General features: G+C 67.7%; 21 protein-coding genes. 13 read left to right on the top strand and 8 right to left on the bottom strand.

What is annotated here, in order from left to right; translation table 11 throughout:
* Window positions 1-27 precede the first annotated feature (27 nt).
* Complete coding sequence (locus GGQ97_RS08860; protein WP_168068847.1) at window positions 28-1,314, top strand: sugar transferase; 1,287 nt, start codon at window positions 28-30, stop codon at window positions 1,312-1,314.
* Between the two features lie 46 nt (window positions 1,315-1,360).
* Window positions 1,361-2,719, top strand: coding sequence for a methylenetetrahydrofolate--tRNA-(uracil(54)-C(5))-methyltransferase (FADH(2)-oxidizing) TrmFO (gene trmFO / locus GGQ97_RS08855; protein WP_168068846.1), 1,359 nt, complete (start codon window positions 1,361-1,363; stop codon window positions 2,717-2,719).
* Here trmFO and GGQ97_RS08850 read toward each other — a convergent pair.
* The 4 genes from GGQ97_RS08850 to recR all read right to left on the bottom strand — a co-directional run bounded on the left by GGQ97_RS08850 (window position 2,716) and on the right by recR (window position 4,939).
* A complete protein-coding gene (locus GGQ97_RS08850; RefSeq protein WP_168068845.1) occupies window positions 2,716-3,132 on the bottom strand; it encodes a BLUF domain-containing protein in 417 nt (138 codons plus the stop codon). The two genes, trmFO and GGQ97_RS08850, sit on opposite strands and share 4 nt — an antisense overlap.
* A 94-nt stretch (window positions 3,133-3,226) precedes the next feature.
* Window positions 3,227-3,685, bottom strand: a complete 459-nt coding sequence (locus GGQ97_RS08845; protein ID WP_168068844.1) for an EF-hand domain-containing protein — start codon at window positions 3,683-3,685, stop codon at window positions 3,227-3,229.
* 64 nt (window positions 3,686-3,749) lie between these two features.
* Entirely contained in the window at window positions 3,750-4,334 is a 585-nt protein-coding gene (locus GGQ97_RS08840; RefSeq protein WP_168068843.1) for a hypothetical protein, read from the bottom strand.
* Between the two features lie 8 nt (window positions 4,335-4,342).
* Window positions 4,343-4,939, bottom strand: a complete 597-nt coding sequence (gene recR / locus GGQ97_RS08835) for a recombination mediator RecR (protein WP_168068842.1) — start codon at window positions 4,937-4,939, stop codon at window positions 4,343-4,345.
* Window positions 4,940-4,988: 49 nt separating this feature from the next.
* On the opposite strand from recR, the gene fmt reads away from it, so the two are divergent.
* The 9 genes from fmt to GGQ97_RS08790 all read left to right on the top strand — a co-directional run bounded on the left by fmt (window position 4,989) and on the right by GGQ97_RS08790 (window position 15,689).
* Window positions 4,989-5,891, top strand: a complete 903-nt coding sequence (gene fmt / locus GGQ97_RS08830; protein WP_168068840.1) for a methionyl-tRNA formyltransferase — start codon at window positions 4,989-4,991, stop codon at window positions 5,889-5,891.
* Window positions 5,888-6,640: a tRNA pseudouridine(38-40) synthase TruA gene (gene truA / locus GGQ97_RS08825; protein ID WP_168068838.1), complete on the top strand. Its 753-nt coding sequence runs from the start codon at window positions 5,888-5,890 to the stop codon at window positions 6,638-6,640. The genes fmt and truA overlap by 4 nt, the downstream gene beginning before the upstream one ends.
* A gap of 5 nt (window positions 6,641-6,645) precedes the next feature.
* A complete protein-coding gene (locus tag GGQ97_RS08820; RefSeq protein WP_168068836.1) occupies window positions 6,646-7,926 on the top strand; it encodes an MFS transporter in 1,281 nt (426 codons plus the stop codon).
* Window positions 7,923-8,849 (top strand): cysteine synthase A, encoded by a 927-nt coding sequence (gene cysK, locus GGQ97_RS08815; RefSeq protein WP_168068834.1) that lies wholly within the window; start codon window positions 7,923-7,925, stop codon window positions 8,847-8,849. Before GGQ97_RS08820 ends, cysK begins: the two co-directional genes overlap by 4 nt.
* Window positions 8,850-8,941: 92 nt before the next feature.
* The gene (locus tag GGQ97_RS08810) at window positions 8,942-11,617 is read left to right on the top strand and encodes an EAL domain-containing protein (protein ID WP_168068832.1); all 2,676 of its coding nucleotides are present in this window, start codon (window positions 8,942-8,944) and stop codon (window positions 11,615-11,617) included.
* A 71-nt stretch (window positions 11,618-11,688) separates the two neighbouring features.
* Window positions 11,689-12,105, top strand: a complete 417-nt coding sequence (locus tag GGQ97_RS08805; protein ID WP_168068830.1) for a hypothetical protein — start codon at window positions 11,689-11,691, stop codon at window positions 12,103-12,105.
* Between the two features lie 112 nt (window positions 12,106-12,217).
* A complete protein-coding gene (locus GGQ97_RS08800) occupies window positions 12,218-13,426 on the top strand; it encodes a hydrolase (protein ID WP_168068828.1) in 1,209 nt (402 codons plus the stop codon).
* A complete protein-coding gene (locus GGQ97_RS08795; RefSeq protein WP_168068826.1) occupies window positions 13,423-14,442 on the top strand; it encodes an arginine N-succinyltransferase in 1,020 nt (339 codons plus the stop codon). Before GGQ97_RS08800 ends, GGQ97_RS08795 begins: the two co-directional genes overlap by 4 nt.
* Window positions 14,439-15,689, top strand: coding sequence for an N-succinylarginine dihydrolase (locus tag GGQ97_RS08790; RefSeq protein WP_168068824.1), 1,251 nt, complete (start codon window positions 14,439-14,441; stop codon window positions 15,687-15,689). Before GGQ97_RS08795 ends, GGQ97_RS08790 begins: the two co-directional genes overlap by 4 nt.
* Before the next feature lie 7 nt (window positions 15,690-15,696).
* Here the strand turns inward: GGQ97_RS08790 and dapA are convergent, their stop codons facing one another.
* Window positions 15,697-16,572 (bottom strand): 4-hydroxy-tetrahydrodipicolinate synthase, encoded by an 876-nt coding sequence (gene dapA / locus GGQ97_RS08785; RefSeq protein ID WP_168068823.1) that lies wholly within the window; start codon window positions 16,570-16,572, stop codon window positions 15,697-15,699.
* 93 nt (window positions 16,573-16,665) lie between these two features.
* Between dapA and GGQ97_RS08780 the strand changes: the two genes are divergently transcribed.
* Both GGQ97_RS08780 and greB read left to right on the top strand, forming a co-directional pair.
* The gene (locus GGQ97_RS08780) at window positions 16,666-18,615 is read left to right on the top strand and encodes a lytic transglycosylase domain-containing protein (protein WP_168068821.1); all 1,950 of its coding nucleotides are present in this window, start codon (window positions 16,666-16,668) and stop codon (window positions 18,613-18,615) included.
* 9 nt (window positions 18,616-18,624) lie between these two features.
* Window positions 18,625-19,125: a transcription elongation factor GreB gene (gene greB, locus GGQ97_RS08775; RefSeq protein WP_168068819.1), complete on the top strand. Its 501-nt coding sequence runs from the start codon at window positions 18,625-18,627 to the stop codon at window positions 19,123-19,125.
* A 118-nt stretch (window positions 19,126-19,243) separates the two neighbouring features.
* Here greB and GGQ97_RS08770 read toward each other — a convergent pair whose 3' ends face one another.
* From GGQ97_RS08770 to aspS, 3 genes are all read right to left on the bottom strand, one after another.
* Window positions 19,244-19,831 (bottom strand): PEPxxWA-CTERM sorting domain-containing protein, encoded by a 588-nt coding sequence (locus tag GGQ97_RS08770; protein ID WP_168068818.1) that lies wholly within the window; start codon window positions 19,829-19,831, stop codon window positions 19,244-19,246.
* A 136-nt stretch (window positions 19,832-19,967) separates the two neighbouring features.
* A complete protein-coding gene (locus GGQ97_RS08765; protein ID WP_168068816.1) occupies window positions 19,968-20,360 on the bottom strand; it encodes a hypothetical protein in 393 nt (130 codons plus the stop codon).
* 33 nt (window positions 20,361-20,393) lie between these two features.
* Entirely contained in the window at window positions 20,394-22,178 is a 1,785-nt protein-coding gene (gene aspS / locus GGQ97_RS08760; RefSeq protein ID WP_168070902.1) for an aspartate--tRNA ligase, read from the bottom strand.
* Window positions 22,179-22,210: the final 32 nt, after the last annotated feature.

Raw genomic sequence — 22,210 nt, 5'->3', positions numbered from 1 at the left:
GTCCGGTCGCGCGTTGAGCTCGAGTTGATGTTGGCTTTTACTCCCGTGACCCACGTGCGGCGCGACAGCTGGCTTGGCCGCCGGCGGGTGCAGCTGCTTGGCGCCATGCTGCTGGCGGCTTTCCTGCCGCTTGCCTTCCGCCTGGTGGTCACGCCTGAAGCCCTGTGGATCTCGAGCTTCAATGCCTTCTGGGCCAATCTCGTGGCCGTCTGCCTGGCCCTTTGGCTTCGGCTCAGCGTCGAGCCTTATCCCGGCATCCGGTCGAGCCTGGTGATCCTGCCGACCTGCGCAGCGGCCCATGCGGCGGTGCTGGCCTTCTTCTTCTTCACCCGCCTGCCCTATGACCGCGTCGCCTTTGTTGCGGGCTTCCTCCTTCACGTCGCCTGGTTCTACCTGGTCTATTTCACCGTCCAGCGCCGGACCGTGCTGCAGATCGGGGTAGTCCCGCTCGGCGAATGGAAGAGCCTGGTGGCGCTGGACGGCGTCAACTGGATCAAGCTCGACGAGCCGCGGATCGACCTCGCCTCGCGCTGCAACGCGATCGTCGCCGACTTCTCGGCCGACCTGTCGCCCAAGTGGGAGGCGTTCCTTGCCGACGCGGCGCTGGCCGGAATGATCGTCTACCAAGTGAAGCCGCTGTCAGAATCGCTCACCGGCCGGGTCGAGATCGACCATCTGTCGGAAAACAGCTTTGGATCCCTGGTCCCCGCGCGCGGCTATTTCCACCTCAAGACCGTGATCGATTTCGCGGCGGTGCTCGTCGCACTGCCCGTGCTGCTTCCGATCATGCTGGTCGCCGCGGTCGCCATCGCGGTCGACGACGGCGGCCCCGTCTTCTTCCGCCAGCGCCGGATCGGCCATCGCGGCGCGCCGTTCCACGTCCTCAAGTTCCGAACCATGCGCGTCGAAAGCAAGGGCGGCCCGGTAGACGCGCGGCAGGCGGCGATGACCGGCGATCTCGATCCGCGCATTACCCGGGTCGGCAATTTCCTGCGCAAGAGCCGGATCGACGAATTGCCCCAGGTTTTCAACATCCTGATGGCGGAGATGAGCTGGATCGGCCCGCGCCCGGAGGCCGAGGTCTTGAGCCACTGGTACGTCGGGGAAATCCCCTTCTACCGCTACCGCCACGTGGTGAAGCCGGGCATCTCCGGCTGGGCGCAGACCAACCAGGGCCACGTGGCCGAGGTCGAGGACATCCACCGCAAGCTCCAGTACGACTTCTATTACATCAAGTATTTCTCGCCGTTCCTGGACCTCTTGATCCTGTTCAAGACGCTCAAGACCATGGCAACCGGCTTCGGCGCGCGCTGACCCGGCGCGCCTTCGCAAGCTGCGCCATCGCGGCTAAGGGCACGGCATGACGCAGGACATCCACATCATCGGCGGCGGGCTGGCCGGCTCGGAAGCGGCCTGGCAGCTGGCCGAAGCGGGGCTCAAGGTCCGCCTCAGCGAGATGCGCGGCGGGGGCGACATGACCCCGGCGCACGAGACCGACCGCCTGGCCGAAATGGTCTGCTCCAACAGCTTCCGATCCGACGATGCGGAGAACAATGCCGTCGGGCTGCTCCACCAGGAAATGCGCCGGCTCGGCAGCCTGGTGCTGGGCGCGGCCGATGCGACCAAGGTCCCGGCCGGTTCGGCGCTTGCCGTCGACCGCGACGAATTCGCCGCGCGGATCACGCAGGCGATCGAGGCGCACCCCAACATCACGATCGTCCGAGAACGGATCGACGCCCTGCCCGATCACCCCTGCATCATCGCCACCGGCCCGCTGACCGGCTCGGCGCTGGCCGAGGCGATCGCCGCCGAAACCGGCAAGGACGCCCTCGCCTTCTTCGACGCCATCGCGCCGATCGTGCACGGCGACAGCATCGACATGTCGGTGGCGTGGAAGGCCGCGCGCTGGGGCAAGGGCGGCGACGATTACATCAACTGCCCGCTGACCCGTGATCAATATCATGCCTTCGTCGACGCGCTGAACTCGGGCGAGAAGACCGAATTCAAGGAATGGGAAAAGGACACGCCCTACTTCGAAGGCTGCATGCCGATCGAGGTCATGGCCGAACGCGGACCCGAAACGCTGCGCTTCGGCCCGCTCAAGGGTGTTGGGCTCGACGATCCGAAGACCGGGCGCTGGCCCTATGCCTGCGTCCAGCTTCGGCAGGACAATGCCGGTGGCACCTTGTGGAACATGGTCGGCTTCCAGACCAAGCTGAAGCATGGCGCGCAGGCCGACATCTTCCGCACCATCCCGGGGCTGGAAAAGGCCGAGTTCGCCCGGCTCGGCGGGATCCACCGCAACAGCTTCATCCGCAGCCCCGACCTGCTCGACCGCCAGCTGCGCCTGAAATCACGGCCCAACATCCGTTTTGCGGGGCAGATCACCGGCTGCGAAGGCTATGTCGAAAGCGCCGCCATCGGCCTGATCGCCGCCCGCTTCGCGATTGCCGAAGCGCGGGGCGAGGAACTGGCCCCGCCGCCCAACCTTTCCGCGCTCGGTGCGCTGCTTGGCCACATCACGGGTGACGCCAATGCCGAGACGTTTCAGCCGATGAACGTCAATTTCGGGCTGATGCCGCCGCTTCCGGAACGCTTCCGGAAGGCCGACCGGAAGAAAGCCTACACCGACCGCGCGCGGGCGGCGTTAGGCGAATGGCTTGGTGAACCCGCGCCGGCCGTCGGCCAGCCCGCCGCAGTCGACGCGGTGGACGCCTAAAGCTCGACGTCTTCGCTGATCTTCTCGACCATTCCGAGGATGCGCTCGCGGACGTGGTCGGGGAGTGCAGCGGGAAGCTGCGGCACCACGTCTTCGTGGGCGAGATGGTAGCTGGAGCGGACCCGGACCAATTTCATCGACCAGCCGCCGAAGATGCGCTCGTCGGACATCCGCTCGTCGCGGATCTCGAACGCGCTGTGCCGCGGGTCGCGGCGAAGCCGCTCGACCAGATCGTCCACCGCCTCGGGCGGGCCTTCGATCCATTGCAGGAAATGCGTGCCGTTGAAGAGCAGAAGCCCACTGATCCCATCGATGCCGTTCAGTGACTGGGCGTCGTCATGGACCGAGCGCAACTGCTCGTCACTGAGGTCCAGCGCGGCAAGGCTGGTATAGGTTAAGCTCTTGAACTGCATACTTACCTTCCGGGCCGGAAGGCCCAGAACGATATAGTATCCAGCTACCTTAATGCCAACTTGCCCGCCCGTTCATGCGCCGTGGCGGAACGGGTCAGCAGCTGCACACCGCCTTGCGCTTGGGGGCCTTGGGCGCAGTCGTCGCGAACTCGGCGGCGGTCAGCCAGCCCGAACGGTCGCGATCGGCCGAGGCGAACTTGGTAACGGTCTTCACCCCCCATTCCTCGAAGCTCAGGGTGCCGTTGCCGTCCGTGTCGAGCTTGGCGAAAGCCTTGCGCCTCGGCTCGAACAATTCGGCCGAGGTGATCCGGCCGTCGTCGTCGCGGTCGGCCCGTGCGAAGCGCTTCTCCTCGCGGCTCTTGGGGCTGGCCAGCAATGGCGCTCGCGCCTCAATCGTCGGCGTGGCCGCGGCGGCGACCAGCGGGGCGGAGCGAACAACCGGCGGCGGCGCAGGTGTGGCGGACGCGGCGTCGGCCGATTTGCTGGTGTAAAGAAGAACGCCGCCCGACGTGAGAAGCAGGGCAGCAACAACGCCGGCAACAAGGCGGGTCATAGGCGACCTCCTCCTGGCAAACAGCGATCCGGCGGCGATCTTGTCCCCGTTTACGGGGCCCTCGTCAACGCCCGGTCAGGCGATGGCGGATCAGGGTCCAGCTGCGCCCCGGAGTGGCCTCGGGCTCGGGTGGCCAGAAACGCGCGGCGTCGCGCCGGCCCAGCGCGTCGAGCAGCGTCACCGGCCGCACCGGTCGGGGCGCTGGGGGTGCCGGCACCTTGCGCAGCCAGGCAGGGTCGCCCGAGCGGCGGGCGAGATCGGCCCGCGAGAAGGCCTCGCCGCCAGCGACGGCCTCGCGACCCAGCAGGCGGCCGAGCAGGACGAACAGGGCGGCACCGCGCGGTTCGGGGTCGGGCTGCTCCTCGACCACGCTCGCCCAGCCTTCCGCCAGCGCGGCGCAATCGGCACCACTCACCCCCGCGACCATCAGGTCGGAGACTACCCGCAGCAACAGGGGCTCGGGCGGCGGCGGCTGGGTGTCGAGCGCGGCCAGCTGATCGCGCCACCAGGCGAGCTTGATCGCCGCCAGCGCCGGCTGTGCCGCACCAAGCGCAACGTCAGCAAGGCGGTCGTCCAGCGCCAGGGCGGTGTCGAACGCCGAGCGACAAGATTCGGGCCAGTGCAGCCGGACGAGGTCACGATCGCGCATGGTCGCGGTCAGGCGACCGGGCGACGGGCGCGAAGCGCCTGCGCCAGCGTCCCCTCGTCGAGGTAATCGAGCTCGCCGCCGACCGGCAGGCCGTGGGCGAGCTGGGTCAGGCGGACCGGGAATTTCTCCAGCCTTTCGGCCAGGTAATGCGCTGTGGTCTGCCCCTCCAGCGTGGCATTCATCGCCAGCACCACCTCGTCGATCCCGCCGGCCGAAACCCGTCGAAGCAATTGCTCGATTCCCAAGTCCTCGGGGCGCACTCCTTCGAGCGCCGACAAGCGGCCGCCAAGCACATGGTAGCGGCCGGGAAACAGCCGCGAGCGGTCGAGCGCCCAGAGGTCCGACACTTCTTCCACGACGCACAGGCTCTTGTCGTCGCGGCGCGGGTCGGCGCAGATAGTGCAGGGATCGCGGGTGTCGACATTCCCGCAGGTCGAGCAGGTGACCAGCCGCTCCGACACGGTCTGCAGCGCGGCAAGCAAGGGCTGCAGCGCCCCCTCGCGCCGCTTCATCAGGTGAAGCACCGCGCGCCGGGCCGAACGGGGGCCAAGCCCGGGCAAGCGGGCGAGCGCATTGGCGAGAGCTTCGATTTCCTGGGAGGCCATCCTGGTTGCAGATAGGAAAAGCGGGAGCTTTCCGCCATAGGCCCGTGTCATGCGGCTCATCTTCATGGGATCACCGGCCTTCGCGGTGCCGACCCTCGACGCACTGGTCGAGGCGGGGCACGAGATCGCCGCCGTCTATTGCCAGCCGCCACGCCCGGCACAGCGCGGCAAGAAGCTGCAGCCGACCGCGGTCCAGCAACGGGCCGAAGCGCTCGGATTGCCGGTGCGGAGCCCGGAGCGGCTTCGTGCGCCGGAAGAGCAGCAAGCCTTTGCCGCGCTGGGCGCCGAAGCCGCGGTGGTCGCTGCCTATGGCCTTCTCCTGCCCCAGACGATCCTCGACGCGCCGGCGCGCGGATGCCTTAACGTCCATGCCAGCCTCCTCCCGCGCTGGCGCGGCGCGGCGCCGATCCACCGCGCGATCCTTGCGGGGGACGCGGAGACGGGGGTCACCATCATGCAGATGGAGGCCGGGCTCGACACCGGGCCGATGCTGCGGGTTGGGCGCACCCCGGTCGGCCGCAAGACCGTCGGTGGCCTGACCGATGAGCTGGCGCGGCTTGGCGCCCGCCTGATGGTCGAGGAACTGGCGCACCCCTCCCCGCCCCGAATCCAGACGCCGGAGGGCGTCACCAACGCTCCCAAGATTGCCAAGGCAGAGGCCCGCATCGACTGGACCCGCGCCGCCGCCTTCACCGAGCGGCAGGTCCGTGCCTTCGCCCCCGCGCCCGGCGCCTGGTTCGAAGCCAACGGCGAGCGGGTGAAGCTGCTCGCCGCCGACCTCATCGAAGGGGTCGGCGCGCCGCCCGGCACCATCCTCGACGATGCATTGACCATTGCCTGCGGGACCGGCGCGATCCGACCTACCGTGGTCCAGCGCGCCGGTGGGCGGGCGATGACTACGGCCGAACTGCTGCGCGGCTTTCCGCTCGGGTCCGGCACCGTCCTGCCGTGACCCGCTGGAAGCTGATCCTCGAATGGGACGGCGCGCCGTTCATGGGCTGGCAGCGCCAGGACCATGGGCCATCGGTGCAAGGCACCCTCGAAGCGGCCGCTCACCGAATGACCGGGGAAACCGTCACCGCGCAGGCCGCCGGGCGGACCGACGCCGGAGTCCACGCGCTCGCGATGGCCGTCCACGTCGACATCGCCAGGCAGGTCGACGCGCATCGCCTGGCAGAGGGCCTCAATGCGCTCCTCCGGCCGCACCCCGTAGCGGTCCTGTCCGCCGAGCCAGTGCCCGACGACTGGCACGCCCGCTTCTCCTGCCTCGGCCGCCGATACCTTTACCGCATCAGCAATCGGCGGGCACCGCTCACCCTCGACAAAGGCCGCGCGTGGCGCATCGCCAAGCCGCTCGACGAAGCCGCGATGGCCGAGGCCGCCGCACACCTCGTCGGCCTTCACGACTTCACCACCTTTCGCTCGACCCATTGCCAGTCGGACAGCCCGCTCAAGACGCTCGACCGGCTCGACGTCGAGCGCGTCGGCGAGGAAGTGCACGTCCATGCCGCCGCGCGCTCCTTCCTCCATCATCAGGTGCGCTCGATGGTCGGCTGCCTGTCGATGGTCGGCCTTGGCCAATGGACCCCCGCCGACATGAAGGCCGCGCTCGACGCCCGTGACCGCGCCGCGCTCGGCTTCAACGCCCCGGCCGAAGGCCTCTACTTCGCCGAAGCACTTTACGAGAGCCCAGCCGCTTGAGCCTGATGCCCACTTCCCCGCTGCAGATCCCGGACTTCCGCCTCTATTGGCTGGCGCGCTTCTTCGCGGTGCTCGCGACGATGGGGATGGTCGTGATCATCGGCTATCAGGTCTATGACACTGCGCGGGCCGACTATGGCATGAGCATCCGCGAGGCGTCGCTCATGCTTGGCCTCCTCGGCGCCGTGCAATTCGTGCCGCTGGCGCTGCTCACTCCCGTCGCTGGCTGGACCGCGGACCGCTTCGAGCGCCGCACCGTCGCCCGCTGCGCCAATGCGGTCGACATGCTGGTCGCGCTGACGCTTGGCCTCGTTACCTACGCCGACATCCTCACCCTCCCGCTGCTGTTCACGCTCGCGGCGCTGCACGGAGTGGCCCGGGTGTTCGTCGGCCCGTCGATGTCGGCGATCGCCCCCAACATCGTGCCGCCGGAGTTGCTGCCCAAGGCGATCGCGCTGTCGTCGATCGCCTGGCAGTCCGCCTCGGTCGCCGGGCCTGCGCTTGGCGGCTTCCTCTACGCGGTGGGTGCGCCGCTGCCCTATTGGGCGGCAACTGGCCTGATGGGCTGCGCCATCCTGCTGCTGACGCCCGTGCGCCGGATCATGCCGCCGCCGATGACCGGTCATCCTCATCCGATCCGCCAGATGATCGAGGGCCTGAGCTACGTTCGCCGCCGCCGCTTCCTGCTCGGCGCCATCACGCTCGACCTGTTCGCGGTCCTGCTCGGCGGTGCGACGGCAATGCTGCCCGTATTCGCCCGCGACATCCTGCACGTGGGAACCGAGGGGCTCGGCCTGATGCGCGGCGCGCCCGCCATCGGCGCAGCGCTGGTCGCGGGCATCTTCGCCTTTCGCCCGCTACACAACAACGTCGGGATCAAGATGTTGTGGAGCGTCGCGGCCTTTGGCGCCTTGACCGTCGCCTTCGGCCTGTCCTCCAACTTCCTCCTGAGCCTGTTCATCCTCGCCCTGCTCGGCGCGGCCGACATGCTGAGCGTCTACGTCCGCTCGAGCCTGGTCCAGCTCCACACCCCGGACATGATGCGCGGCCGGGTGTCGGCGGTCAGCGGCCTTGCGATCAGCGCCTCCAACGAGCTTGGCGAATTGCAGTCGGGACTCGCCGCCGCGCTGCTCGGCCCGGTTGGCGCAGTGGTCGCCGGCGGCGCCGCAGCCATTGGTATCGCGGGTGCGTGGTCCTATCTGTTTCCCGAACTCAGGCGGGCGAAGACCTTCGACCCGCCGCCCGAAGTGCTCGCCCAAGCAGTTGAACAGGAGAAACCTGCGTGAAGGCCGACAACATCCTCGCCACCATCGGCAACACCCCCCACGTCCGCATCAACCGGCTGTTTCCGGAAGGCGCCGAAGTGTGGATCAAGTCCGAGCGGTCCAATCCCGCCGGCTCGGTCAAGGACCGCATCGCCGTCTCGATGATCGAAGCGGCCGAGGCCGACGGCCGGCTCAAGCCCGGCGGCACCATCGTCGAGCCGACCAGCGGCAACACTGGCGTCGGCCTGGCGATGGTCGCGGCGGTCAAGGGCTACAAGCTGATCCTCGTCATGCCCGAAAGCATGAGCATCGAGCGGCGCCGCCTGATGCTTGCCTATGGCGCGACCTTCGACCTCACCCCGCGCGAGAAGGGCATGAAGGGCGCGATCGCCCGCGCCGAGGAGATCGTCGCCGAAACCCCCGGCGCCTGGATGCCGCAGCAATTCGACAACCCCGCCAACATCGACGTCCACCTGCGCACCACCGTGCCCGAGATCCTGGCCGATTTTGGTGACGATGACCGCGGCTTCGATGCGCTGATCACCGGCGTCGGCACCGGCGGGCACATCACCGCCGCCGGCCGCGAACTCAAGAAGCGCTGGCCCAAGCTCAAGGTGTTCGCGGTCGAGCCGACCTTGTCGCCGGTGATCTCCGGCGGCCAGCCCGCGCCGCACCCGATCCAGGGCATCGGCGCCGGCTTCATCCCGACCAATCTCGACATGAGCGTGCTCGACGGGGTGATCCAGGTCGCCCCGGAGGATGCCAAGGAGATGGCCCGCCGCTCGGCTCGCGAGGAAGGAATGCTGGTCGGCATTAGCTCGGGCGCGACGCTTGCCGCCATCGCGCAGAAGCTGCCGGAACTTGGTCCCAACCCGCGGGTGCTCGGGTTCAATTACGACACCGGGGAACGCTACCTATCGGTGCCCGACTTCCTGCCCGAGTGAAGTTAATTGCGGGGTAAGTCTCCGCTTTAGAGAAAGCATTAACTCGGATCGTCATAACTGGTCCTGCTCGGGAGGGGCGGCAGGAACCAGGTATGCGTCTTTCCAGGTTCAATTTTGCGGATTCGGCCGCATTGCTAACGGTTCGCGCTTCGGTGCGCGAAGCGATCACTTTTGACGTGCTTCCGCCCAAGACCGACGGCGACCGGATTCTGCAGGGCAAGCGGGTGGCGATGTGGGCCTATGCCCCGATCCTGCTTGCCGCCACGCACTTCATCGTCGGCCTGATCCTGCTCGTCCGCGAGCAAGGCAGCATGCAGGGCGACCAGCTGGCGATGGCCTTGGCGCTGGTCATCACCGCCCTGCTGTTCGACGGGTGCGCCGGCCTGCTGCTGTTCATGCGAACGCGGTTCGGACTGTCGCCGGTCGCCACGGCGCGCCTCATCCTCGGCTGGTTCAGCCTTACGGGCGTCCTGTGGATGCTGTTCGGATCGGCGGCGTATGGCGGTCTTCAGGACGCAAGCTTCCTTCCGCTTGCACTCGGCGCCGGGCTTGCCATCAAGGCGATGCTTTCGGTCGGCTGTCCGCCGGCTGCGATCATGAACGCCCTGATGGCTTCGGTCGGCGTGAACCTCTTCTCCGACGATCCCCTGATCTGCGCCGCCATTCCCCTGCTCGGCCTCCTCACTGCAGTCTATTCGATCATCATCACCCAGATGATGATCGCCAGCAGCCGCCGTCGCCTGGCAAAGGACTGGCAGGCGAAGAAGGCGCTCAATTTCGTCGAAGAGTTCGAGAACAGCGGCCGCGGCTGGTTCTGGGAAACCAATTCGTCCGGCACGCTGTCCTACGTGAGCCAGCAGCTTGCCGACGATTTCAGGACCAGTCCCGAAGCGTTGCTCGGAAGGCAGTTCACCGACCTGCTGTCGGTCGATACCGGCAAGCACGACGCCTTGCGCGAAGAGCGGACGCTGGGCTTTCACCTCCTCGCGCGCTTCCCCTTCTCGGACGTGGTGGTGCGCCCCGCCAGCGAACAGGACGTGCAATGGTCGCTGTCGGGCAATCCCGTCTTCGACGGCACCGGCCGGTTTTACGGTTTCCGCGGCATCGGCACCGATCTGACCGAGCAGCGCCGAACCGAGCATGAGATCAGCCGCCTGGCGCGTTCCGATTCGCTGACCGGGCTCCCCAACCGGGCGATGATGCGACGCACGCTCGACGAGGGCTTGCGCAACGCCAAGCACAGCCAGCGCGGCTGCGCCCTGCTGCTGATCGACCTCGACCGGTTCAAGCTCGTCAATGACACCTACGGCCATCCCTCGGGCGACGCCCTGCTCAAGCAGGTCGCGCAGCGCCTGACCCAGGTGATCGGCGAGCATGGCCGGGTCGGCCGTCTCGGCGGTGACGAGTTCAAGGCGGTGCTTCCCGGGACGACCGACGTCGACCTCCTCGAACGCATCGCTGCCGACCTCATCGAGGACGTGTCGCAGCCCTATCTGCTCGAAGGCAATCGCGTGACCATCGGCGCCTCCGTCGGAATCGCCATCGGTGATCCCGACCGGTCCTGCGCGGATTCGATGATCCGCAACGCCGACCTCGCACTCTACGCCGCCAAGGCCGCCGGGCGCGGCAGGCATCGCTTCTACGAGCCATCGATGCATTCCAACGCCGCCAACCGGCAAATGCTGGAGAACGACCTTCGCGGCGCGCTCGAACGCGACGAATTGTCGGTCGTCTATCAGCCGATCGTCCGCGCTGCCGGCGAGGAAGTGGCAGGCTTCGAGGCACTGGTCCGCTGGCAGCACAGCAAGCGCGGGCTGGTTTCCCCGACCGAGTTCATCCCGCTGGCCGAGGAATGCGGAATGATCGGCCCGCTCGGCGAATGGGTTCTGGTCGAAGCGCTGCAGGCGTTGCGATCATGGCCCGCCGACCAGCGGCTCGCGGTGAACCTTTCGCCGGTCCAGTTCAACGATCCCCGCCTCGTGGACATGGTCGCGGCGGCCCTCGCCGTTTCGGGCGTCGATCCCGCCCGGCTCGAGCTGGAAATTACCGAAGGCGTCTTCCTGACCGACTGTGACACGACCGAGGCGACGTTCACCCGCCTAAAAGAGCTCGGTGTCCGGCTGGTGCTGGACGACTTCGGCACCGGCTATTCTTCGCTCGGCTATTTAAAAAAGGCGCCGTTCGACAAGATCAAGATCGACCGCAGCTTCGTCCGCGGCGCGGGCTCGGACCAGAGCCGTAACGCCGCCATCATCCGAGCCATCGTCACCCTCGCCGAGAATCTCGGCATGGATACCGTCGCGGAGGGGGTCGAGACCGACGAGGAACTGCAACTGATGCGCGACCTCGGGGTCAGCGAGATCCAGGGCTTCATCTTCGGACATCCCGTCGCAATCGAAGAGGCGATTGCCCTCGCCCAGGGCAAGGTCGTCACCACCGACGGCAGCCTGTTCCTGCGCGATCCTCGCCAGCGGATGATGCGCCGCGCTCTGATCGGCGTTGACGGAGAAGTGGTCGAAGTCCGCCTGCGCAATATCTCTGCGATGGGCGCGCTGGTGGAATGCTCGCAGGCCGTTACACCGGGCCGCTCGATCACCATGGACATCGTCGGCGTCGGCCCGGTCAGCGGCACGATCCGCTGGGCCCAGCGCGACCGGTTCGGCATCCGTTTCAAGGAAGAGTTCGACCTCGACCGGCTGTCCGGAGGCGATCCGCTGGCGGCGCCTTCCGTGCCTTTGCCGCCGCAGGTCGGACGCAACGCGCGATGAGAGTGCTGAAAAGGCTTGGCAAAGCTGGCTCGATTCGGCATGTGGGCACGGAATCTGGGAGTTGGTTTGACATGAAGAGTTTTGCTGCACGCCTGGTCATCATGACCGGTGCTGCCACGATGTTGGTGAGCGGGCCTGCCGCTGCGGCTGTTCAGTCCCAGTCGGCTGCCTATAGCCCGTGGGCGGCGCTTTCGGCTTTTGCCGCCCCCGCTTCCAGCCAGGCGCTTTGCGGCGCGGCCGCTGCTTCTGCCGCCGGCGCGGCCATTTCGGCCCAGTCCGGCACCCCCGGTTGTGTGTTCCCGACCCTCGACGCCCCGGCGCCGGCTCCGGTCGCTGAAACCGCTCCGATCGCTACTCCAGCCGCGGTTGCGGCTGGCGGCGGCGTCGGCATCCTTCCGCTGCTGGTTGGCCTTGCCGCCCTCGGTGGCCTCGCCGCACTGCTGCTCAGCAACGGTGAAAGCCAGACGCAGATCTCGGTCAGCCCGTAATCGCGCTGGCCTTGCCAGAAACCAGATGAGCCCCGGCCTCACCGCCGGGGCTTTTCTTTTGGGTGCCGTCCCGCTCTCGCCTTCCCCTATCCGCTTGGCTAAGCGTCCGGGCATGGGGGAACCAACAAGCCAAGAACGCACACTGGCGGAAACCGCAGCCGAGGCCTGCAGCCTTGACGAGGTCCGCTCCTGGTGCGCGATCAACAGCGGTTCGACCAACCTGTCCGGGCTCGAGCGGACCGCCGCGCTGCTGGCCGACCGCCTGTCGACCCTGCCCGGCACGCTGACCTTGCGCGATCCCGATCCGGTGACAGCGCTGGATGCCGCCGGACGCGAAATCGCGCTTGCGCATGGCAAGCACCTCCATCTCGTCGTCCGACCCGGCGCTCCGCGGCAAATGCTGCTGACCGGCCACATGGACACCGTCTACGGCGCGGACCACCCGTTCCAGACCGTCCGCGATCTGCCCGACGGTCGCGTCAACGGTCCAGGAGTGGCCGACATGAAGGGCGGCCTCGCGGTGATGATCGCCGCCCTGCAGGCCTTCGAGCGGCATCCCGGCGCCGGTACGGCCGGTTACGAGGTCGTGATCAATAGCGACGAGGAAGTCGGGTCCGCCTCCTCCGCCTCGCTGATCGCGCAGGCCGCGCGCGGCAAGTTGGCGGCGCTGACCTACGAGCCTTCGGCGCTTCCCGACGGGACCCTTGCCGGAGCTCGTCCGGGCTCGGGCAATTTCTCCTTCCACATCCGCGGCCGGTCGGCCCACGCCGGTCGCAATCCCGAGGAGGGCCGCAACGCCGTGACCGCGGCGGCCGAGCTCGCCCTCGCGCTTGAAGCGCTTCGCCGCGACGGGCTCAGCGTCAACGTCGCGCGGCTCGACGGCGGGTCGCCCAACAATGTCGTGCCCGACCTTGCGATCCTCCGCGTCAACCTGCGTCCGCGCACGCCCGACCTCGAGGCCGCCGCCAGGGCCGGCATCGCCGCCGCGGTGCGCCAGGTCGCCGCGTCGCGCGACGTCGGGGTCCACGTCCACGGCGGTTTCGGCCGCCCGCCCAAGCCGCTCGATCCGCCCGCGCTCAAGCTGTTCGCACTGGTCGAGCAGGCCGGCCGCGACCTGGGGCAGACCATCGCCCGCAAGGATAGCGGCGGGGTCTGCGACGGCAACAACATCGCCGCCTGCGGCGTGCCGGTGGTCGACACCATGGGCGTGCGCGGCGGCGCCATCCACAGTGAGGAGGAATATCTGATCCCCGAAAGCCTCGGTGAGCGCGCAGCCCTGTCGGCGCTGGTCCTCGCCCGCCTCGCCGGAGGCGCGCTGTGAGCTTCCGCATCCGCCCGGCCACCCCGGACGATTTCGACGCCATCTACGAAATGGCCAAACTGACCGGCGGCGGCTTTACCAACCTCCCCGCCGACAAGGGCACCCTGGTCGCCAAGCTCTCCAAGTCCGAAGCCGCGTTCGACAAGACCGAGGAAGCGCAGGGCAACGACTGCTTCATCTTCGTGCTCGAGGATCCCGTCGCCGGGATCATCCGCGGCACCTGCCAGGTGTTCGGAATGGTCGGCACGTCACAGGCCTTTTACTCCTACCACCTCTCCACCCTCACCCAGTGGAGCCCGGAGCTCGGCAAGACATTCCGCAACCAGATGCTGACCCTGACCACCGACCTTGAAGGGTCGAGCGAGGTCGGCGGCCTGTTCCTCCACCCGCAGCTTCGTGCCGGCGGCTGGGGCATGCTGCTCGCGCGTAGCCGCTACCTGTTCATCAAGGCCCACCGCCAGCGCTTCGGCGACCGACTTCTGGCCGAGCTTCGCGGAGTGATGGACGAGGCCGGCAATTCGCCCTTCTGGGACGCGCTGGCCGGGCGCTTCTTCGACATGACCTTCCCCGAGGCCGACGGCTTCAATGCGGTGAACGGCACCCAGTTCATCGCCGACCTCATGCCCAAGACGCCGATCTACGTTTCGATGCTGCCCGACAGCGCCAAGGCCGTCATGGGCCAGCCGCACCCGACCGGCCGCGCCGCGCTTCGGATGCTGCAGGAAGAGGGCATGACCTTCGACCGTTACGTCGACATCTTTGACGGCGGCCCGACCGTCACCGCCCCGACCGACCAGGTCCGCTCGATCCGCGAATCCGCGGAGGAAACGGTGGTCGAGATCGGCGGCGAGCCCGGCAAGACCAAGGTCCTTCTTGCCGCCGGCCGCCTGCGCGACTTCCGCTGCGTCCGGGCCGAAGTGCGGCGGGTGGGCCGCAAGGGCATCGCCATCAGCCGCGAAGCCGCCGACCTGCTCGAGATCGAGACCGGCGCCAGGGTGCTGATGGTCGGCCGATGAGCGTGCGCGAGATCAATTTCGACGGGATCGTCGGTCCCAGCCATAATTACGGCGGGCTCAGCCTCGGCAACCTCGCCTCGGCCCGCAACCTCGGCAAGGTCAGCAAGCCGCGCGCCGCCGCGCTACAGGGACTGGACAAGATGCGCGCCAACCTCGCGCTCGGGCTGACGCAGGGGATCTTCCTGCCCCAGCCCCGCCCGGCCCGCGCCTGGCTGGCCGAGCTCGGCGTCACGCCCGAAGCGGCCGAGCCCGCCCTGCTCGCCAATGCGATGAGCGCCAGCGCGATGTGGGCCGCCAATGCAGCAACCGTCAGCCCCGGCCTCGACACCGGCGATGGACGCACCCACCTCACCATCGCCAACCTGCGCACCATGGTGCACCGCAGCCACGAATGGCCGGCGACCCTGGCCCAGCTTCGCCTCGCCTTTGCCGACCCGGCCTTCACCGTCCACGGGCCGGTCCCGCCGACCTTCGGCGACGAAGGGGCGGCCAACCACATGCGGCTCTGCGCATCGCACAATCGGCCGGGGGTCGAGGTTTTCGTCTACGGCCTGTCGGGAGGCCCCTTCCCTGCCCGCCAGCACCTCGAGGCGTGCCGGGCGATTGCCCGCCGCCACCGCCTCGACCCTGACCGCACCCTGTTCGTCGCCCAGTCGGAGCAGGCGATCGCTGCCGGCGCCTTCCATAACGACGTAGTCGCCGTCGCCAACGAACGGGTGCTGTTCGCGCATGAGCAGGCCTTCGCCGACCGCGACGCCTTTCTCGCCGAACTCGAAACCAAATTCCCCGATCTCGAACTGGTCGAGGTCCCCGCCGCCGACGTCAGCCTTGAGGAGGCGATCCGCTCCTACCTGTTCAACGCCCAGCTGGTCACCCGCCCCGACGGCGGCAACAGCCTGATCGTGCCCGAGGAAGTGCGCGAGACGCCGGCGGTGTGGAACTGGCTCGAACGCCACCTTGCCGGCAACGGAGCGATCCGCGACGTCAGGGTGGTGGACGTCCGCCAGTCGATGGCCAACGGCGGGGGCCCGGCCTGCCTGCGGCTGCGGGTGGTGTGCGACCCTGCCACCGTCGACCCCCGCTTCCTGGTCGACGAGCAGAAGCTCGACCGGCTCGGACAGGTCATCGCGCGCAGCTGGCCGGAGGAGATTGCGGTGGCGGATCTCGGTGCCCCGGCACTGATCGCCGCCATCGAGCAGGCGCGAGCCGAATTGCTGGGCGCCTGCGGCCTCGACGAGTTGATCTAGGCCCGGACTAAACGAGTCCCGCTGCCTTCAGGCCGGCATCGACCAGGTCGCGGGCGGCGGCATTCGCTTCCAGCAGGGGCAGGCGAAGCTCTTGCGGAAAGCCGGGCCGTACGCGCCCAAGGGCATATTTGGCTGGCCCCGGCGAGGCATCGGCGAACATCGCATCGTTCAGCAGGTAGAGCCGGTCGGCGAGGTCGCGCGCATCGTCCCAGCGGCCCTCCGCAGTCGCCTTCTGGAGGTCAGCGCACAGCCGCGGCGCGACATTGGCGGTGACCGAGATGCACCCCACCCCGCCATGGGCGTTGAAGCCCAGTGCCATGTCGTCGTTGCCCGACAGCTGGCAGAAGTCCGTCCCGCAGGCGAGCCGCTGCGCCGTCACCCGCGCCATGCTTCCGGTTGCGTCCTTGATCCCGACCACGCCCCGCAGCCGCGCCACTTCGGCCAGCGTGTCGACCGCGATGTCGGCGACGGTACGCGAGGGCACGTTGTAGACGACGATCGGCAAGTCGCATCCCTCGCTCAGCGCGCGGTAATGAGCGAGGATGCCGGCCTGGCTGGGGCGGTTGTAATAAGGCACGACCACCAGCGCCGCGTCGGCCCCGAGTTCCTTGGCGACGATCATCTTGCGCAGGCTCTCGGCGGTCGAATAGCTCCCGCAACCCGCGATCACCGGCACCCGCCCCGCCGCCGCTTCGATCGTCGTGCGGACCACTGCCGCATGCTCGTCGGCGCTCAGCGTCGGGACTTCGCCGGTCGTCCCGCACGGGACCAGGCCGCTCGACCCTTCGGCCACTTGCCACTCCACCAGGTCGCGCAGGGCGGCCAAATCGACCTCCCCTGCGGTGAACGGTGTCACGAGAGCGGGGATCGACCCGGAGAACATGCAGGCTTCCTCTATTTTACTTGGCCGCTGCGACTAGACTGGCGCGGCGTTTGTTCAGCGGTTGATAAGGACCAATAGCCGAAGATGTCCAGCATGCGACGAGTGGCTTATCTCCTTCCCCTGATACTGGTCGCTCCGGCGACCGGATCGGCCCAGCTGACACCGGTATCCCCGGCGCCGGCGCTCGCCCCGGTCAATGACGTCGGCTACGCGCTGAACGACTGGCGGCGGCTGCGGCAGGGCGGCAACTGGTCGTTTGCCGATTACGCCCGCTTCCTGGTCGCTTATCCCGGCTGGCCCGGCGAATCCGCGATGCGCCGTTCAGCCGAGCGGGCGATGCAACCGGGCGAGAATGTCGCCACCGTTGTCGCCTTCTTCCGGACCCAGCAGCCGACCACCGCCGGCGGCTTTGCCCGCCTTGCCGAGGCCTATGCGGCGCAGGGCCGGTCGGTCGAAGCGCTGCTTGCCGCGCGCCGCGCCTGGAGCGCGTCGGGACTGTCGGCGGTCGACGAAATCGCCCTTTACCAGCGGTTTGGGGGCAGCTTCACCACCGCCGACCACGACCAGCGGGTCGACCGACTGCTGATCGACCGTGATCCGACCGACGCGGCACGCCTGCTCGCGTCGACCAGTGCCGCCCGCCGCCCGGCATTCGCCGCCCGCATCGCCATGCAGCAGCGCGCGCCCGACACCGAGGCGCTGTATAATGCGGTGATGGCCCGCGTCACCGAGGACGCCGGGTTGATGCAGGACCGGGCCCGCTACCTGCGCGAAGCCAATTGGCAGGCGGCGGCGCGCCAGCTGCTGGCGCGACCGCACCGTTTCACCTCGCTCCCGGTCGATCCCGGCAAATGGTACGAACTGAAGCGGATCGTCGCGCAGGAAGCCTATGCCGACCGCCAGTACACGCTTGCCTATGATATCGCCCGACAGGTCGACGACGCGCTTCCGGTCGGCAGCGACCTCGCCGCCCAGCCGCTGCAGGTGCGCGACGAATATACCAACCTCACGTGGCTCGCCGGCACCGTCGCGATCCGTGCGCTTGGCCGCCCGGCCGATGCCGTCGCCCTGTTCGACAAGTATAGCGAAGGCGGCCGGTCGCTTCAGGTACTGACCAAGGGTGCCTATTGGGCCGGCCGCGCCGCCGCCCAGGCCGGCCAGCTGCAGAATGCGACCGCGCACTTCAGCAAGGCCGCGGCTTATCCCGACCTGTTCTACGGTCAGCTCGCGCACGAACGGCTGGGCCGCGCAATTCCCGTACCGCTCGGCTCGCCCCAGATGCTGGTCACGCCGGCGCAGCGCTCCACGTTCCAGGTGAAGCCACTGGTCCGCGCGATCCGCCTGCTCGGCTCGCAGGGCCGCCGCGACGAGCAGGCCCTGTTCGTCCGCGCCTTGTCCGAGGCCCTGGACAATGACAGCGACCGCCTGCTCGCGACCGAGTTGTCGAGCCAGGTCGGACGGCAGGACCTGTCGGTGTGGACTGCCCGTTCCTCGCGCAACGGCGGCTCGCCCTTCTACTTCCGCGCCGCTTATCCGACCCTGCCGGGCGGGATCAGCGAAGAATATCTGTGGAGCATCAGCCACGGTATCACCCGCCAGGAAAGCTCGTTCGACCGTACCGCGGTCAGCGGCGCCGGCGCACGGGGCATGATGCAGCTGATGCCGGCCACCGCACAGGAACAGTCGGGCAAGGTCGGCGTGGGCTACGACTTCGGTCGTCTGACGTCCGATCCGTCGTACAACGTGATGCTTGGTTCGTCCTACTTCCGGCGGCTGCTGAACCAGTGGGACGGCAATTACGTGCTGGCGGTGGCGAGCTACAATGCGGGCGCCGGAAACGTGCGCAAATGGGTCAATCGCAACGGCGATCCGCGCGCGCCGGGGGCCGACGTCGTTGCCTGGATCGAGGACATCCCCTTCTCCGAAACGCGCGGCTACGTGCAGCGGGTGCTGGAAAATACGGTGGTCTACGACCGGATGAACCCGCGTGCGGTAAGCCCGCGCCAGCTCAGCCACTTCCTCGGTAAGGCCCGCGTCGGCTAAGCCACCGGGATGAGTGATCGTCCCCGTTTCATCACCGCCGAAGGCTTTGCGCGGATCCGCGCCGAATATGAGCAATTGTTCGGCAGCGAGCGGCCCAAGCTGGTCGAGACGATAAGCTGGGCGGCCGGCAATGGCGATCGCTCGGAGAATGGCGACTACATCTACGGCCGCAAGCGGCTGCGTGAGATCGACCGTCGGCTGGGTTACCTGTCGAAGGTGATGAAGAACGCCAAGGTGGTCGATCCCGCCAGCCAGCCCGATCGTGACGTGATCCGCTTCGGCGCGACGGTGGAGCTGGCCGACGAGGACGATGCCCGCCGCACCCTTACTCTTGTCGGAGACGATGAAGCGGACGCCGGCGCGGGGCGAATCGCGTGGGGCAGCCCGATGGCCCGGGCGCTCGTCGGCGCGCGAGTCGGTGACGAGCGGATCGTTCGCTTGCCGGCGGGCGAAAAGAGCTGGGAAGTGATCGCGATCGCCTATCCCGAGGGTGCGATTCGCGCCACCTGAGCGCCCTCACCGCGGCGCCCCACAACAAAAAGACCGCAACCCTGGGGCTGCGGCCTTTCGATTAGCGTCGTATCGGCGGATCGATGGCGCCGGGCAGCGGCACCACCGATCCTTTCCTTCAGGCGAACTGGGGAATGACCGTCTCGCGGCGGCGGCGGCGCATGGCCCCACCGACCGCACCGAAGCCGACCAGCATCAGCGCCCAGGTGCCCGGCTCGGGAACCGCGGTGGTGACGCTCGTCGAGCGATACAGGACGGCGTTCGAATAACCCTGCGTGTCGGTCAGGCGGATCGAACCGGCCGGCACGTTGTCCCACAGGTAGAAGGCCGAAACATTGCCCTGCGGACCCGGGACGTTGCCCCAGTGGAAGCCGATCAGCACCTGCCCGCCGGCAGTCGCGAGGAGGTTGTTCAGGGCGGTCAGGTCACTGCCCGACACGACCTTGCCCGCATCCTTCAGGGCGTTCCAGTCGACGGTGTAGTTGCCGCTGCCGATCAGCAGGTTGATCGCGCTCTGCTGCAAGGCGACGTTGTCGGACTGGCCGCTGAACTGGTTGTCCGAATAGTAGCCGGCACACTTGTCGGCAGGCGGAGCGAGCGGACCGGACGCGCAACCCACGCTCGAACCGACCTCGACGGTGGCGGAGGCCGGGGTGGCGAGGGTGGCGGCGGCGATTGCAGCGATGGAGAGAGCGAGCTTTTTCATGACCGGGTTCCTTTAATCTCGGTCGCTTGTTAACTCGCCTTTAAATTTCTCGCAATTCAACAACTGTGGTTAAAAGTTCCTTCGAGTCCCGATTCAGTACATCACACGAGTTCTGCGGCATCGAAACAACAGTTGTTCAGGCCTGCGCGGATGTTCTCGTCAGCTTCTTGATCTCGTCGCGGAAGCGGAAGCGGAGTGCCGACCAGTCCTCGTCCATCGCGACCTGCGTCACGGGCAGCAGTCCAGCACGGGTGATTCGCTCCCATCCCGCGTCGCGGCTGAGGTCGGACAGGATCGACCCGCTTTTCTTGGGATAGGCGAGCCACAGGTGCCCACCGCGCCGGTAGGATGGCAGGACCTCGTCCGCCGCCTCGCCCAGTGCGGCACGATCGCGAACGAATGCGAGGAGGAATTGCGGCTCCCCTCCAACCGTGACTGGGGACAGCTGCGGGGCCCGCGAATCGGGCACCCGCCACACCAGCGCCGTCACGCCGGATCTGTAGCCGAGCTTGTCGAGAAGGCTTTTCATCGCCTCCCCGTTAACACGGCCGAGGCCGCTGCCTCAGCCCTTCGGACCGTCGCCGACGATCCGGATGCTGAGTTCCTTGAGCTGCTTGGCGCTGACCTCGGCCGGCGCGTTCATCATCAGGTCCTCGGCCTTCTGATTCATCGGGAAGACCACCACCTCGCGGATGTTGGGCTCGCCTGCCAGCAGCATGACGATCCGGTCGATCCCCGGCGCCGACCCGCCGTGCGGCGGCGCGCCGAACTTGAAGGCATTGATCATGCCCGAGAAGTTCGTGTCGACCTGCTCCTGCGTGTAGCCGGCGATCTCGAACGCCTTGTACATGATGTCCGGGCGGTGGTTCCGGATCGCGCCGCTGCTCAGCTCCACGCCGTTGCAGACGATGTCATACTGCCAGGCAAGGATGTCGAGCGGGTCCTTGGTCTCCAGCGCTTCAAGTTCGCCCTGCGGCATCGAGAAGGGGTTGTGGCTGAAGTCGACCTTCTTGGCGTCCTCGTCATATTCGAACATCGGAAAGTCGACGATCCAGCAGAAGTCGAAGCGGTTCTCGTCGATCAGGCCGAGGCTGTTGCCGACCCGGGTGCGGGCGGCGCCGGCGAGCTTGGCCGCCTCCAGCTCCTTGCCCGATGCCGCGAAGAACAGTCCGTCGTCCGGCCCCAGGCCGAGTTCGGCGGCGAGCTTGTCCATGCCCTCGGTGCCATGGTTCTTGGCGATCGGGCCGCCCCACTCCCCGCCCTTGCGGGTCGCATAGCCGAGCCCGGCATAGCCTTCGCCGCGGGCCCAGTCGTTCATCTCGTCGAAGAACTTGCGGCTCTTGTCGGCGGTGTTCGGAGCCGGGATCGCGCGGACGAAGCCGCCCTTGCCGACGATGGTCGAGAATAGGCCGAAGCCCGAGCCCTCGAAATGGCTGCCGACGTCGCTGATGACGATCGGGTTGCGCAGGTCTGGCTTGTCGCTGCCATACTTCAGCATCGACTCGCGGTACGGGATGCGCGGGAACGCGCCCTCGGTGACCTGCCGCTCGCCAGCGAATTCGCGGAACACGCCGGCAAGGACGGGCTCGATGGCGTTGAACACATCATCCTGCGTGACGAAGCTCATCTCGAAGTCGAGCTGGTAGAATTCGCCTGGGGACCGGTCGGCGCGGGCATCCTCGTCTCGGAAGCAGGGCGCGATCTGGAAATAACGGTCGAAGCCGGCAACCATCAGCAGCTGCTTGAACATCTGCGGCGCCTGCGGAAGCGCGTAGAACTTGCCCGGATGCACCCGGCTCGGGACCAGATAGTCGCGCGCGCCCTCGGGCGACGAGGCAGTCAGGATCGGGGTCTGGAACTCGGTAAAGCCCTGTTCGACCATCCGGCGGCGGATCGACGCGATGACGTTCGAGCGCAGCATGATGTTGGCGTGCAGCCGCTCGCGGCGCAGGTCGAGGTAGCGGTAGCGGAGGCGGATCTCCTCCGGATATTCCTGTTCGCCGGCCACCGGCATCGGCAGTTCGGACGCGCTGCTCTGCACCGTGATGCCGCGGGCGTAGACCTCGATATCGCCGGTCGGCAGGTTGGCGTTGCTGGTGCCCTCGGCGCGCGCCTTCACGTTGCCGTCGATGGTGACCACGCTCTCGACCCGAAGCCGCTCGAGCACCGCAAGCGCCGGGCTGTCGCTGTCGGCGACGACTTGGGTGATGCCGTGATGATCACGAAGATCGACGAACAGCACGCCGCCATGATCGCGCTTGCGATGGACCCAGCCCGAGATGCGGACGTCGCTGCCGACGTCGGAACCGCGGAGCTGGCCGCAATGGTGGGAGCGATAGGCGTGCATGGTGCGTCGTCCGGATGAGGTCGTCATGACGG

The sequence above is a fragment of the Sphingomonas kaistensis genome (assembly GCF_011927725.1).
GTDB lineage: Bacteria > Pseudomonadota > Alphaproteobacteria > Sphingomonadales > Sphingomonadaceae > Sphingomicrobium > Sphingomicrobium kaistense.
This window is presented reverse-complemented; position numbering and strand designations above follow the sequence as displayed.